The 12,613-nt window shown below is 72.6% G+C and carries 14 protein-coding genes; 4 read left to right on the top strand and 10 right to left on the bottom strand.

Going from position 1 to position 12,613, the window contains the following annotated elements; genetic code table 11:
- Positions 1 to 6 precede the first annotated feature (6 nt).
- The 5 genes from ACZ42A_RS37210 to fabG form a co-directional block, all read right to left on the bottom strand.
- Positions 7 to 543, bottom strand: coding sequence for a hypothetical protein (locus tag ACZ42A_RS37210; RefSeq protein ID WP_468531788.1), 537 nt, complete (start codon positions 541 to 543; stop codon positions 7 to 9).
- Positions 544 to 756: 213 nt separating this feature from the next.
- Positions 757 to 1,440, bottom strand: coding sequence for a uracil-DNA glycosylase (locus tag ACZ42A_RS37205; RefSeq protein ID WP_468531787.1), 684 nt, complete (start codon positions 1,438 to 1,440; stop codon positions 757 to 759).
- Positions 1,441 to 1,529: 89 nt separating this feature from the next.
- A complete protein-coding gene (locus tag ACZ42A_RS37200; RefSeq protein WP_468531786.1) occupies positions 1,530 to 3,110 on the bottom strand; it encodes an ABC transporter substrate-binding protein in 1,581 nt (526 codons plus the stop codon).
- Positions 3,111 to 3,351: 241 nt separating this feature from the next.
- A complete protein-coding gene (locus tag ACZ42A_RS37195) occupies positions 3,352 to 4,104 on the bottom strand; it encodes an SDR family oxidoreductase (RefSeq protein WP_468531785.1) in 753 nt (250 codons plus the stop codon).
- A gap of 13 nt (positions 4,105 to 4,117) precedes the next feature.
- The gene (fabG, locus tag ACZ42A_RS37190) at positions 4,118 to 4,879 is read right to left on the bottom strand and encodes a 3-oxoacyl-ACP reductase FabG (RefSeq protein WP_468531784.1); all 762 of its coding nucleotides are present in this window, start codon (positions 4,877 to 4,879) and stop codon (positions 4,118 to 4,120) included.
- Between the two features lie 266 nt (positions 4,880 to 5,145).
- Between fabG and ACZ42A_RS37185 the strand changes: the two genes are divergently transcribed.
- A complete protein-coding gene (locus ACZ42A_RS37185; protein WP_468531783.1) occupies positions 5,146 to 5,631 on the top strand; it encodes an excalibur calcium-binding protein in 486 nt (161 codons plus the stop codon).
- Between the two features lie 661 nt (positions 5,632 to 6,292).
- On the opposite strand, the gene ACZ42A_RS37180 is transcribed toward ACZ42A_RS37185, so the two are convergent.
- Together ACZ42A_RS37180 and ACZ42A_RS37175 are read right to left on the bottom strand one after the other, a co-directional pair.
- Positions 6,293 to 6,709: a DUF3037 domain-containing protein gene (locus tag ACZ42A_RS37180; protein WP_468531782.1), complete on the bottom strand. Its 417-nt coding sequence runs from the start codon at positions 6,707 to 6,709 to the stop codon at positions 6,293 to 6,295.
- On the bottom strand, positions 6,706 to 7,470 hold the full coding sequence (locus ACZ42A_RS37175; protein WP_468531781.1) for a HipA family kinase: 765 nt from the start codon (positions 7,468 to 7,470) through the stop codon (positions 6,706 to 6,708). Before ACZ42A_RS37175 ends, ACZ42A_RS37180 begins: the two co-directional genes overlap by 4 nt.
- 230 nt (positions 7,471 to 7,700) lie before the next feature.
- Here ACZ42A_RS37175 and ACZ42A_RS37170 point away from each other — a divergent pair, with 230 nt between their 5' ends.
- Positions 7,701 to 8,111 (top strand): Rieske (2Fe-2S) protein, encoded by a 411-nt coding sequence (locus ACZ42A_RS37170; RefSeq protein ID WP_468531780.1) that lies wholly within the window; start codon positions 7,701 to 7,703, stop codon positions 8,109 to 8,111.
- Between the two features lie 9 nt (positions 8,112 to 8,120).
- Here ACZ42A_RS37170 and ACZ42A_RS37165 read toward each other — a convergent pair whose 3' ends face one another.
- A complete protein-coding gene (locus tag ACZ42A_RS37165) occupies positions 8,121 to 8,753 on the bottom strand; it encodes a cysteine hydrolase family protein (protein ID WP_468531779.1) in 633 nt (210 codons plus the stop codon).
- Positions 8,754 to 8,857: 104 nt separating this feature from the next.
- On the opposite strand from ACZ42A_RS37165, the gene ACZ42A_RS37160 reads away from it, so the two are divergent.
- On the top strand, positions 8,858 to 9,346 hold the full coding sequence (locus ACZ42A_RS37160) for a pyridoxamine 5'-phosphate oxidase family protein (RefSeq protein ID WP_468531778.1): 489 nt from the start codon (positions 8,858 to 8,860) through the stop codon (positions 9,344 to 9,346).
- Here ACZ42A_RS37160 and ACZ42A_RS37155 read toward each other — a convergent pair.
- Entirely contained in the window at positions 9,288 to 10,241 is a 954-nt protein-coding gene (locus ACZ42A_RS37155) for a LysR family transcriptional regulator (protein ID WP_468531777.1), read from the bottom strand. The two genes, ACZ42A_RS37160 and ACZ42A_RS37155, sit on opposite strands and share 59 nt — an antisense overlap.
- A 97-nt stretch (positions 10,242 to 10,338) precedes the next feature.
- Here ACZ42A_RS37155 and ACZ42A_RS37150 point away from each other — a divergent pair, with 97 nt between their 5' ends.
- Entirely contained in the window at positions 10,339 to 11,277 is a 939-nt protein-coding gene (locus ACZ42A_RS37150) for a DMT family transporter (RefSeq protein WP_468531776.1), read from the top strand.
- Positions 11,278 to 11,281: 4 nt separating this feature from the next.
- Here the strand turns inward: ACZ42A_RS37150 and ACZ42A_RS37145 are convergent, their stop codons facing one another.
- The gene (locus tag ACZ42A_RS37145; RefSeq protein ID WP_468531775.1) at positions 11,282 to 12,613 is read right to left on the bottom strand and encodes an aminotransferase class I/II-fold pyridoxal phosphate-dependent enzyme; all 1,332 of its coding nucleotides are present in this window, start codon (positions 12,611 to 12,613) and stop codon (positions 11,282 to 11,284) included.

Genomic DNA, 12,613 nt, shown 5'->3' with positions numbered 1-12,613 from the left:
CCGGCCTCAGGGCCGGTGCTGCGGCGGCGGCCCCCAGCTCCCGTCGCCCCGGGACTCCCCCTCGGGCCCCCCGTCCCGCAAGGTCAGCTCCAGCCGGCGGATCGCCGCGCGCACCCCGTCGCCGTAACTGTCGTCCGCGAGCGCGTCGGCCGCGCTGCGGGCCCGGCGCAGATGGACGCGGGCGGCGTCGGAGCGGCCGAGCTTGACGTAGTCGGCGGCCAGGTTGAGGTGGAGGGAGGGGTAGAGGGCCCGCACGGCGAGGGTTCCCTCACGCACGGCGAGCCGGTCGTCGCTCAGCTCCTCCGCCGCCGTCAGGGCCCGCAGATCCCAGGCCAGTTCGTCCGACGGATCGTCCTGCGTATCGGCCAGGTAGTGCGCCAGCGTGCACCGGTGCAGCGGATCCCCGTCCTCTCCGATCTCCGCCCAGAGCTGCAGGAACCTCTGCCGGGCCTCTTCACGGTCCCCCGCGTGATGCAACATCACGACCTGCCCGATCCGCCCCATCACCCCGCCCGTCGCCGCCTGCCCCTGCCGCTCCACCACCACACCCTCCGCCCACTCACCATGGATCCCGACCCCCCTGACGCTAACGGCCACCACTCCCGATCCGTCCGAGGCGGCTCCGCGCGGCGGGAAGTCGGGAGGTACGGCGGGACGGTGGGACGGCGGATCACGCGACGCGGACCGGTCGCGGGAGAGGGGTGAGACACCGGGCCGGCCCCGTCCCGGTGTGGGGGACGGAGCCGGCGCGGGTCGTCAGGCCAGGTTCGGGATGCGCCAGTCGATCGGCTCGTGGCCCTGCTGGGCGATGGCCTCGTTGATCTGGGTGAAGGGGCGGGAGCCGAAGAACTTCTTGGCGGAGAGGGGGGAGGGGTGGGCGCCCTTGACCACGACGTGGCGGGTCTCGTCGATCAGGGGGAGCTTCTTCTGGGCGTAGTTCCCCCACAGGACGAAGACCGCCGGGTCGGGGCGCTCGGCCACCGCGCGGATCACCGCGTCGGTGAACTTCTCCCAGCCCTTGCCCTTGTGCGAGTTGGCCTCGCCCGCGCGGACGGTCAGGACCGCGTTGAGGAGCAGGACGCCCTGCCGGGCCCACGGCATGAGGTAGCCGTTGTCCGGGACCGGCAGGCCCAGCTCCTCCTGCATCTCCTTGTAGATGTTGCGCAGCGACGGCGGGGTCTTCACCCCGGTACGGACCGAGAAGCACAGGCCGTGGCCCTGGCCCTCGCCGTGATACGGGTCCTGGCCGAGGATCAGCACCTTCACCTGCTCGTACGGCGTCGCGTCGAGCGCGGCGAAGACCTCCTCCCGCGGCGGATAGACGGGACCCTTCGCCCGCTCCTCCTCCACGAACTCGGTCAGCTCCTTGAAGTAGGGCTTCTGGAGTTCGTCGCCCAGGACCCCGCGCCAGGACTCGGGCAGCATGGCGATGTCGGTCACGTCAACTTCCTTACGGTGTGCGGTCGCTTACGGATCTGTCGGACTCAGAACCTACAGGCGACCACTGACAACGCCCTCCGCGGGCCGCCTCACCAGCTGGTCTTCCGGTCCAGCTCCCACATCATCATGATCGTCGACGGGTCGAGGGCGCGCTCGCCGCCGGAGATCTCCTCGCTCGCCGCGATGTACTGCTTGCCCTGCCACAGCGGCAGCAGCCGCGCGTCGTTGACGAGGATCTGCTGGGCCTCCTCGAACTCGCGCTCCACCTGCGCGCGGTCGCTCTCGCGCCGGGAGCGGGGCAGCAGGTCGCCGGTGATCTCGGGCGCCGAGTAGGGCGTACCGAGGGCGTTCTCCTTGCCGACGAACGGCGCGATGTAGTTGTCCGCGTCCGGGAAGTCCGGGAACCAGCCGCGCCCGAACACCGGGTACTCGCCCTTCTGGTAGCCCTGGACGTACGTCTTCCAGGGCCGGCTCTTCAGGGTGATCTCGAACAGGCCGGACGCCTCCAGCTGCCGCTTCAGCTCCTGGAAGAGGACCGCGGTCTCGGAGCCGTAGCGGTCGCTCGTGTACCAGAAGGTGAGCGGGACCGGCTCGGTGATGCCCGCCTCGGTCAGGATCGCGCGGGCCTTGTCGGCGTCGGGGTCGCCGTAGTCGTCGAAGAAGCCGGTGGTGTGGCCGTTGATGCCGTTGGGGACCATGGAGTACAGCGGGTCCACGGTGTCCTTGTAGATCTTGTGGGCGATGGTCGGCCGGTCCACGATCTGCGCGATCGCCTTGCGCACGGCGGCCTTCCCGGCCCACGGGTCGCTCGGGTTGAACACCAGGTAGCTGATGTCGATGCCGGAGCCCTCGACGAGCTGGAGCGTCTGGTCGGCGTCCTTGGTCTGCAGGTCGACGATGTCGTCGGCGGCCAGACCGCGGTAGGTGAGGTCGATCTCCTGGTCCTCCAGGGCCTTCACCATGGTGCCGGAGTCCTGGAAGTAGCGGATGGTGACCGCGTCGTTGCGGCGCTCGGCGTAGCCCTCGTAGTGGTCGTTGCGGACGAGCTCGGCGCGCTCGTTCTCCTGGTACGACTGGAGCTTGTAGGGGCCGGAGCCCGTGATCTCGTCGCCCTCGCGCAGCGCGTCGGCCGGGTAGCTGCCGGGGGCGACGATCGACATCGCCGGGGTGGCGAGCACGAACGGGAAGGTGGCGTCGGAGGTCTTCAGGTGGAAGACGACCTCGCGCTCACCGCGCACCTGCACCCGGCTGAGGCTGCCCAGCAGCCCCGCGGGCCCGGTGGGCGCCTTGATGTTCAGGATCCGGTCGATCGAGTGCTTGACGGCCTCGGCGTCGAGCGCGCTGCCGTCGGAGAACTTCAGCCCCTCGCGCAGCTCGCACCGGTAGACCTTGTTGGAGGTGTCGGTGAACTCGCAGCTCTTCGCGGCGTCGGGCTGCGGCGTGGTCGAGCCGTTGGGGTAGCTGAGCAGCGTCTGGTAGACGTTCCGGAACAGCTCCCAGGAGCCGTCCCAGGACGCGGCGGGGTCCAGGGTGGTGGGCGCGCTGGTGGTCCCGACGACGATCGGGCCGTCGTCGGCCTCCCCGCTGTCGGAGAACAGGCCGCAGCCGGTCACCAGGGATATGGAAGCGATCGCCGCCACTTGCCGCAGGCATCGGTTCCGGTTGAACACGCGCACGCTCCTCGATCTGCCATACCAAATGTCGGCAGACACTACCGCAGCAACACGCCGCGTGGACCGTCCTTGGGGAAGGTAGTTGATCACCTTTCCCATGACGACGTTGCCAGTCTGCGCGCACCCCCAATACGTCGACACGGGCGCCGTTTCCGTCAACACCGATCGCGTCACGTGCGGGGCACGAAACGATATCGGCGGAGAACGGAACGCGGCGCCCGTGGGGTGATCGAACGCGTCAGGCGACGCCCGCGTTCAGGAAGATGCCACCGTCCACGACCAGCGTCTGGCCGGTGACCCAGTCGGCCTGCTCCGAGGTGAGGAACGCGGCGGCGCCGCCGATGTCGGACGGCACGCCGAGCCGCTTCAGCGGGTAGGCCGCGGCCGCCTCCTCCTCGCGGCCCTCGTACAGGGCCTGGGCGAACTTGGTCTTGACCACGGCCGGGGCGATCGCGTTGACCCGCACCTTGGGCGCGAACTCGTGCGCAAGCTGCACGGTCAGGTTGATCATCGCGGCCTTGCTGACGCCGTACGCGCCGATGAAGGGCGAGGGCGCGAGGCCCGCGACGGAGGCGATGTTGACGATCGCGCCGCCGTTGTCCTTCTGCCAGGCGTGCCAGGTGCGCTGGGCGAAGCCGAGCGCCGAGATCACATTGGTCTCGAAGACCTTGCGCGCCACGTTCAGGTCGAGGTCGGCGATCGGGCTGTACACCGGGTTGGTGCCGGCGTTGTTGACCAGGTAGTCGACCCGGCCGAAGGCCTCCATGGTGCGCTCGACGGCGAGCGCCTGGTGGGCCTCGTCGTGGGCCTTGCCGGCCACGCCGATGACCCGGTCGGCGCCGAGCTTCTCGACGGCCTCCTTGAGGGCGTCCTCGTTGCGGCCGGTGATGCAGACCCGGTCGCCGCGGGCGACCAGCGCCTCGGCGACGCCGTAGCCGATGCCGCGGCTGGCGCCCGTGACGAGCGCGACCTTGCCCGAGAGTTCAGTCATGGTGATGTGATCCCTAGTCGAGCGGTCCGCCGGCGACGTACAGCACCTGGCCGGAGACGAATCCGGCCGCCTCGCCGGTGAAGAAGGCGATGGCGTTGGCGATGTCGTCCGGCTCGCCCACGCGCTGCACGGGGATCATCGAGGCGGCGGCGGCCTTGAACTCCTCGAAGCCCATGCCGACGCGCTCGGCGGTGGCGGCGGTCATGTCGGTGGCGATGAAGCCGGGGGCGACGGCGTTGGCGGTGATGCCGAACTTGCCGAGTTCCTTGGCGAGGGTCTTGGTGAAGCCCTGCAGACCGGCCTTGGCGGCCGAGTAGTTGGCCTGGCCGCGGTTGCCCAGGGCGGAGGACGAGGAGAGGTTGACGATCCGTCCGAAGCCGGCGTCCACCATGTGCTTTTGGCAGGCCTTCGACATCAGGAAGGCGCCGCGCAGGTGCACGTTCATGACGGTGTCCCACTCGGACACGCTCATCTTGAACAGCAGGTTGTCGCGGAGCACGCCCGCGTTGTTGACGAGGATGGTCGGCGCGCCCAGTTCCTCGGCGATCCGCGCGACGGCCGCCTCGACCTGCGCCTCGTCCGAGACGTCGCAGCCGACCGCGAGGGCCTTGCCGCCGGCCGCGGTGATCTTCTCCACGGTGTCCTTGCAGGCGGCCTCGTCGAGGTCGATCACGGCGACCGCGCGGCCCTCTGCCGCCAGTCGTACGGCGGTGGCGGCGCCGATACCGCGCGCGGCGCCGGTGACGACCGCGACCCGCTGCTCAGTGGTGGACATTGCTGCTTCTCCTCGCCCTTGGGATGCGGCTCATGCGGTACGCCCATCCGGTGAGCGACCGCTTAGTACCTTCAGCAGACGTGACGCTAGAAGCCCTGGCACGCGGTGTCAACGCCCGATCGTGTGCGTGTGATCGATTACCCGAACGCGGGGGATCGATTGCTCGAACGCCCCGCCATCCGATCGGCCTAGTGCTGCGCGCCGCCGGGTGACGCGGCGCCTAGCGTCGAGGTGCGAGCCATTCGTGGCCGGAAAGGAGGCGCTCCATGCGCCGTCGCACCGGTGCCGCCGGCACGCTGTTCGCGATCGTCGCGATAGTGCCGTTGGCGGCCCCCGCTCACGCAGAGCACGATCTCGACTGCACCCACTTCAGCCACCAGGAGGACGCGCAGGCCATCTTCAACGCGGACCCGAGCGATCCGCACCGCCTCGACGAGGACCAGGGGCCGGACGACGGCATCGCCTGCGAGGTGCTGCCCGCCCGCGACGGCGTCATCTCGTCCACGAGCCGCCCCAGACCACCCGCGACCCCCGCCGTCCCCGCGGTCCCCACCGTCGCGGCCCCGACGGCCGCCCCCACCATCGCAGCCCCGGCCACCACGGCCACCGCCGGCCCGACGCGTGGCGTACGGGGCGGCCTGGGCGGCGCCACGGACGCCGGTCCGGGCACCTGGGACCTGGCCATCGGCGCGACCTTCGTCGCGGCCGCCGCCCTCACCACCGGCTACGTGGTCCGACGCCGCAGACGCTGACGGGCCACGGCAGCGGCCGGGGCGGGAACCGACCGGCCACAGGCACGGCCACCGCAGGAGCCAACGGGCCACAGGCTGTCACGGCAGGTCCGGAGCAGCCTCAGGCACGGTCGCCGAACGAGCCGACCCGCCACAGGACTGTCACCGGGGCTCGGTCCAGCCACAGGCACATCACCACGCGAGCCGACCGGCCACAGAGCCCCCCGCCCCGGGGCAGCCGCAGGCACCGTCGCCGCACCAGCGGACCCGCCACATAGCTGCCACCGCGGGCTGGGACCAGCCACGGGCGCGGTCGCCGCAGGAGCCGGTCGGCCACAGAGCCGTCACCGCAGGCCTGGACGAGCCACAGGCACATCACCACGCGAGCCAACCGGTCACCGAGCCGCCACCGCAAGCCCGTGGCAGCCACAGGCACCCGCGCCGCACCAGCGGACCCGCCACAGGCACGGTCACCACACGAGTCGCCCGGCCACAGAGCCGTCACCACAGTCCCTGACCACCCACAGGCACGGTCGCCGACCGGCCACGCACCTGCCCTCGCAGGCCCGGACCAGCCACAGGCGCGGTCGCCGCAGGAGCCGGCCGGCCAAAGACACGGTCACCGCGAGGCCGAACCCGCCGCAGGCACAGCCCCCGCGAGCCGAACCCGCCGCAGGCACGGTCACCGCACCAGCAAGTCCAGCAACCGCTCCGTCTCGGCCGCCGGGTCGGTGGTCAGGCCGGTGTGGACCGGGCCCGGCTGGACCACCGTCGAGCGGGGTGCGATCAGCCAGCGGAAGCGGCGCCCGGCGTCGTCGGCCGCCGCCTGCCCCGCCGCGGCACCGCCGGCGCAGACGCCTTCGACGGCGCGCAGCGCGGCCCGTACGCCGGCCACGTCGGCCCGCGGGTCCAGGGCCAGCAGCCGTGCCTCGTCGAGGTGGGTGCGGGCGCCGACGTAGGCCTTGGCCCGGCAGTAGACGAGCACGCCCGCGTTGATGCACTCCCCGCGCTCGATCCGCGGTACGACCCGCAGCAGCGCGTACTCGAAGACGTCCCGGTCGCTGCGCCGGGTGCCCCTGATGATGTGGCGCTCGGTCACTTGGCCCCCTCGATGCCGTTGATGCGGTCGTGGACGACGGCGGCGCGCGCGAGCAGCGGCCGGGCGTACGCCCTCCTCAGGTCGTCCGGCGAGTCGAAGCCGGGCTCGTCCGCCAGCCAGGCGTCCGGGATCTCCGCGGTGACCTCGGCGAGCAGTTCCTCGGTGACGCGCGGCGCGAGGTCCGCGGCGGCGGCCCGGACGTCCGGCGCGAAGGACCGCAGGGCGTGGTCGGAGGCGTCGTACGGGCGGGCGGCGGAGGCCTCGGCGGACGGCCAGTTGTGCTGCCAGATCATGGTGGCGCCGTGGTCGATGAGCCACAGCTCGCCCCGCCACATCAGCAGATTGGGGTTGCGCCAGGAGCGGTCGACGTTGTTCACCAGCGCGTCGAACCAGACGATCCGCCCGGCCTCCTCGGGGCTCACCCGGAAGGCGAGCGGGTCGAAGCCGAGCGCGCCGGAGAGGAAGTCCATCCCGAGGTTGGTGCCGCCGCTGGACTTCAGCAGCTCCTGCACCTGCTGGTCGGGTTCGCCGAGCCCCAGGTCCGGGTCGAGGTCGACGGTCACCAGTCGGGGCGTCCGGAAGCCGAGGCGGCGGGCGAGTTCCCCGCAGACCACTTCCGCCACGAGGGTCTTGCGTCCCTGCCCCGCTCCGGTGAACTTGATGACGTACGTCCCGAAGTCGTCGGCCTCGACGAGCCCCGGCAGCGAGCCGCCCTCACGCAGCGGCGTGATGTAACGGGTCGCGATGACTTCCTTGAGCATCGCCCCAGGTTACTGGGGCGTCGGGCAGGGCCTGACCGAGGCGTTCGGTACGGCGGCCGGGCCACGGCCCGAAGCGGCCCGGAGCCACGGCCGGAGCGGCCCCGGTCCGCGCCCGGTCTCTATCGGGTGACGAACCGCGTGGCAGCTGAACCGGAGCCGCTCGACGGCCGTACTGCTGGACGTCACGACACAGACCGACTGCACACGAAGTCAGCGGAAGGAACCCCAGGATGCCCACGGAATCGCTTCACCCCGGGTCGGGCCCGGCCCGTCGTACCGTCATGGCGGCGGCCGGAGCGGCGGGCCTCGCCGTCGCGCTGGCCGGGTGCGGTTCGGATGACGGCGCCCCGTCCGGCACCGTGCTCGGCGCGGCCTCCGAGATCCCGGAGGGCGGCGGCAAGGTCTTCGCCGACGAGGGCGTGGTGGTCACCCAGCCGACGGCGGGCGAGTTCAAGGCGTTCTCGTCGAAGTGCACCCACCAGGGCTGCGCGGTGAAGGACGTCCGGGACGGGCTGATCATCTGCCCCTGCCACGACAGCCGCTTCTCGGCCACCGACGGCAGCGTCAAGAAGGGCCCGGCGACCAAGCCGCTGCCGGGCGCCGAGATCACCGTGGAGGGCGACGAGATCAGGCTGGCGTGAGTCCGGGCGTCAGCGGCGGCGCGGAGCCCTGAGGCGGCCCAGCAGCTCGTCGGTGGTGGTGAGCGTGGCGACCAGGGCGAGCGTGTGCCGGATCATCGCACGGGTGTACTCCGCGGGCACCCCCGCGAGGGCGTCCGTCGGCACGACGGCCGTGTAGCCGCGGTTCACCGCGTCGAAGACGGCGTTGGGTATGGCGACGTTGGCGGAGACGCCGGTGACGATCAGGGTGCGGCAGCCGAGGTTGCGCAGCAGGGCGTCGACCTCGGTGCCCTGGATGGGCGACAGTCCGTGCAGCCGCCGTACGACGAAGTCCTCCTCCGTGACCTCGATCGGGGCCGCCACCCGCACCGCGGCGGTCCCGGCCAGCTGCCGGACGGGCAGCCGTTCGGCGGCGCGGAACAGCCGGGCGTTCCGGCTGGCGCCCCGGCCGTCGGGGCGGCGCTCGGCGACGGCGTGGACGACCTGGAGGCCGCTGTCGTGCGCGGCGGCCACCAGCCGGGCGATGTTGGCGAGGGCGCCGGAGGCGCGGGCGGCCCGGGCGAGTTCGGGCAGCGCGCCGTCCGGCCCGACGACGCCCTGCTGGCACTCGACGGTGAGCAGTACGGTGGTGGCCGGATCGACGGTCTCCTCGTACGGTGGCATGGCCCTCGCCCTCCTCCTGCTGTCCTCGCGCTTGTCCTCGGCGGCGCGCCGCCCCATTCTTGGCTGACTGACCGTCAGATGCCATCCTGCGGAGGGGACCTCGCATGACCGCCACTCAGCGCCGGGGCCGGAAGATCATGATGACGCCCGGCGAGCTGGACGCGTTCCTGGCCACGGAACGCACCTGCCGCGTCGCCACCGTCTCGGCCGACGGCACGCCGCATGTGAGCCCCCTCTGGTTTGCCTGGGACGGCGCCTCGCTGTGGCTGTACTCGATCACCCGCAGCAGGCGCTGGGCCGATCTGCGCCGGGACGCGCGCCTCTCCGTGGTGGTCGACGCCGGGCAGGAGTACGACGAGCTGCGGGGCGCCGAGCTGTCCGGGACCGCCGAGGTCGTGGGCGAGACACCGCGCACCGGCGAGCCGCACCCGGAACTCGAGCGCGTGGAGCGGCTGTTCGCGCGGAAGTACTTCGGCCTCGACACCCTCCCGCACGACGGCCGGCACGCCTGGCTGCGGCTGACGCCGGACGCGATCAGCTCGTGGGACTTCCGGAAGCTGGCGTCGCCGCAGGCGCCTCCGCCCGCCCGGTGATCCACTCCCCCGCCGCCCGCAGCGCCCGCACCGCCGCGCGGATCGACGGCCGGCGGTCGGCGTCCGCGCGCCAGACGACGTAGACATGGCGCCGCACCCGCTGCCGCAGCGGGACGGTGACGACCCCGGGCGGCATCGGATGGCGGCCCAGCAGCGGCACCACGCACACCCCGAGCCCGGCGGCGACCAGCCCCAGCTGCGTGTGCGTCTCGGCGGCGCGGTGGCCGAGGATCGGCTCGATGCCCTTGGAACGCAGGGTGAACATCAGCCACTCGTGACAGAACTCGCCTTCGCCCCAGGTGATCCACTCGTCCTCGGCGAACTCCGCGAGGTCCACCTCGTCCCGTCCGGCCAGCGGATGGCCGACCGGCAGGGCGACGTCCGCGGGGTCGTCCAGGATCGACGCCTTGACCAGGCCGTCGGGCAGCGGCATCGGCTTGTTGTACCAGTCGAGGACGACCGCGAGGTCGAGATCGCCGCGGATCACGCCGCGGATCCCGTACTCGGGTTCCAGTTCGCACGAGCGCAGCCGCAGCGCCGGATGCTCCGCGCGCAGGGCCGCGAGCGCGGTGGGGAACAGGCCGCGCGCGGCGGTCGGGAACGCCGACAGCCGCAGCTCGCCGACCACCTGGCCGCGCTGCGCCTCCAGGTCGGACTGGGCGAGCGCCACCTGCGACAGGATCCGCGCCGCGTGCTCGGCGAGCAGCCGGCCGGCGTCGGTGAGGCGGACGCCCCGCCCGTGCTTGGCGAGGAGCTGCTGCCCCACCTCCCGCTCCAGCTTGGCCAGTTGCTGGGAGACGGCCGAGGTCGTGATGTGCAGCCCCTCGGCGGCGCCGCTCACCGAGCCGTGCCGGGCGAGGGCGTCGAGCGTGCGCAGTCGGTCCAGGTTCAGCATGCGGCGATGCTACGGCCGGACACTTAAGCAGGTCTACGAGATATCGCGTGCGAATTCTCGATTGTGCTACGAGATCGACTCCAGCAGGGTGGGCTCCATGACCACCGTCGCCTCCTCCACCCGCACCCCGTCCGCCGCCCCGCCCCGCCCCCGACGCACCGTCGACTGGCGCGTCCGCTTCACCGTGCTGTCACTGATCTGGGGCTTCAGCTTCCTGCTCATCAAGGTGGGCACCGAGGGCTACGCACCCTTCCAGGTCACCCTCGGACGGCTGGTGTTCGGTACGGCGGTGCTGGCGGCGGCCATGGCGATGAAGCGGGAACGGCTGCCGCGCGGCGCCCGCACCTGGGCCCACCTCACGGTCGCCGCCTTCCTGCTGAACGCGCTGCCGTTCTCCCTCTTCGCCTACGCCGAGCTGACCATCCCGTCCACGCTCGCCGGCATCTGCAACGCGACCTCGCCGCTGTGGGGCATGGCCCTGTCCCTGGTGGCCCTCTCCGAGGACCGTCCGACCCGGCTGCGGGTCGCCGGGCTCGGCATCGGCTTCCTCGGCGTCCTGACGGTGCTCGGCGCCTGGCAGGGCTTCGCCGGCCTGGACGCGGGCGGCACGGCGATGGCCCTGCTGGCCTCGCTCAGCTACCCGGTCGGCTGGATCTACGTCCGCCGCACACTCGCCGGTTCGCCCGACTCCCATCTGTCCCTGACCGGCGCCCAGTTGCTGCTCGCCACGCTTCAACTGGCGATCGTCACCCCGCTGTTCACCAGTGCGCCGACCCGCTTCCCGCTCGGGCCCCTGCTGGCGGTCGCCGCGCTGGGCGCGCTCGGCACCGGGGTCGCCGTGCTGGTCCAGTACGGCCTGGTCGCCGAGATCGGCCCGACCACCGCCCAGATGGTCACCTACTTCATCCCGGTCATCGCCACGGCCGCCGGCGTCGCCCTCCTCGGCGAGTCACTGACCTGGTCGACGCCGGTCGGCGCGGTGATCGTGCTGGTGGGGGCGGCGCTGACGCAGGTGCGGTCCAGGACACGGCCATAGGGCCTCACGCGTAGCCCCGTACCGCCCCCGGCCCCACCGCCGCCGCGATCGCCTCGGCCAGCGCGTCCGTCTCCGCCTCGGTGAGGCCCGAGACGGTGACCCGGATGCCGGGCGGCGCGCTCATCCGGAAGCGGGCGCCCGGGGCGACGGCCCAGCCCGCGTGCAGCAGCCGGGCGACGGCTCCGGTCTCGTCGGGGACCGGGATCCACACGTTCATCCCGCTGCGCCCGTGCGCCGTGATGCCCCGGTCCGCCAGCGCGCCGATGAGCGCGTCCCGGCGCCGCCCGTAGGCCGCCGCGACCGCCCGCGCGTCGACCGCGCCGTCGCTCCACAGCCGGACCACCGCCCGCTGGGTGATCCGGCTGACCCAGCCGGGGCCGAGCCGCTGCCGGCCCCGCACCCGGTCGACGGTGACGGCGTCCCCGGTGAGCACGGCGAGCCGCAGGTCGGGCCCGTAGGCCTTGGCGACCGAGCGGACCAGGGCCCAGTGCCGGGTGGCGCCGGCCAGCGGGTGCAGCGGCAGGTCGACGATCCGGTACCCGTGGTCGTCCTCGATCAGCAGCGTCTCAGGGTGCTGCCGGAGCACGGACCGCAGGGCACGCGCGCGCGTGGCGGTCACGGCGGCTCCGGTGGGGTTCTGGGCCCGGTCGGTGACGACCAGCGCGCGGGCCCCGGCGGCGAGGGCGGCGCGGACGTCGTCGGCGAGCGGTCCGTCGTCGTCCACGCCGACGGGGACCGTGCGCAGGCCGAGCGCCGGTACGAGGTCGAGGAGGCTGCCCCAGCCGGGGTCCTCGACGGCGACCGCGTCACCGGGCTTGAGATGGGCGGCGAGGACCCGTTCGATGGCGTCCAGCGAGCCGGAGGTGACGGCCACGGGCCCGTCCGGCACCCCGTCGGCGTCAAGGTCGGCGCGGGCGATCCGCTCCAGCTCCGGCTCCACCGCCGCCTCGCCGTACAGCACCGGATGCCGGTCGCTCTGCCCGGCGGCCGCCGCGAAGGCCGCCGCCAGGGGTGGCAGCAGCGCCGGGTCGGGGTTGCCGGCGGCCACGTCGCGCACACCCTCCGGCACCTCCACCCGGATGTACTCGCGCCCGGTGGTGGCCGGTTTGGCCCGCACCCGGCTGCCCCGGCGGCCGTCGGTCTCGATGACCCCGCGCTCGCGCAGGACGCGATACGCGGCCGCGACGGTGTTCGGGTTCACCCCGAGCCGTACCGCCAACTCCCGCATGGGCGGCAGCAGTTGACCGGGGCGCAGGTCGCCGCCCGCCACCGCCTCCTCGACGCTCGCGGAAATCTCCGCTGCGCGCCGCCCGCTGATCGGATATTCTCCTAGCAC

This window comes from Streptomyces sp. NPDC030838, assembly GCF_055572035.1.
The sequence above is the reverse complement of the archived record's forward strand: the minus strand, read 5'-3'. Positions and strand labels throughout refer to the sequence as shown.

Coding starts and splice junctions, on each gene's coding strand:
- ACZ42A_RS37195 (WP_468531785.1), bottom strand. CDS start 4,104: ATGACTGAACTCTCGGGCAAGGTCGCGCTCGTCACGGGCGCCAGCCGC.
- fabG (WP_468531784.1), bottom strand. CDS start 4,879: ATGTCCACCACTGAGCAGCGGGTCGCGGTCGTCACCGGCGCCGCGCGC.
- ACZ42A_RS37185 (WP_468531783.1), top strand. CDS start 5,146: ATGCGCCGTCGCACCGGTGCCGCCGGCACGCTGTTCGCGATCGTCGCG.
- ACZ42A_RS37175 (WP_468531781.1), bottom strand. CDS start 7,470: ATGCTCAAGGAAGTCATCGCGACCCGTTACATCACGCCGCTGCGTGAG.
- ACZ42A_RS37170 (WP_468531780.1), top strand. CDS start 7,701: ATGCCCACGGAATCGCTTCACCCCGGGTCGGGCCCGGCCCGTCGTACC.
- ACZ42A_RS37165 (WP_468531779.1), bottom strand. CDS start 8,753: ATGCCACCGTACGAGGAGACCGTCGATCCGGCCACCACCGTACTGCTC.
- ACZ42A_RS37160 (WP_468531778.1), top strand. CDS start 8,858: ATGACCGCCACTCAGCGCCGGGGCCGGAAGATCATGATGACGCCCGGC.
- ACZ42A_RS37155 (WP_468531777.1), bottom strand. CDS start 10,241: ATGCTGAACCTGGACCGACTGCGCACGCTCGACGCCCTCGCCCGGCAC.
- ACZ42A_RS37150 (WP_468531776.1), top strand. CDS start 10,339: ATGACCACCGTCGCCTCCTCCACCCGCACCCCGTCCGCCGCCCCGCCC.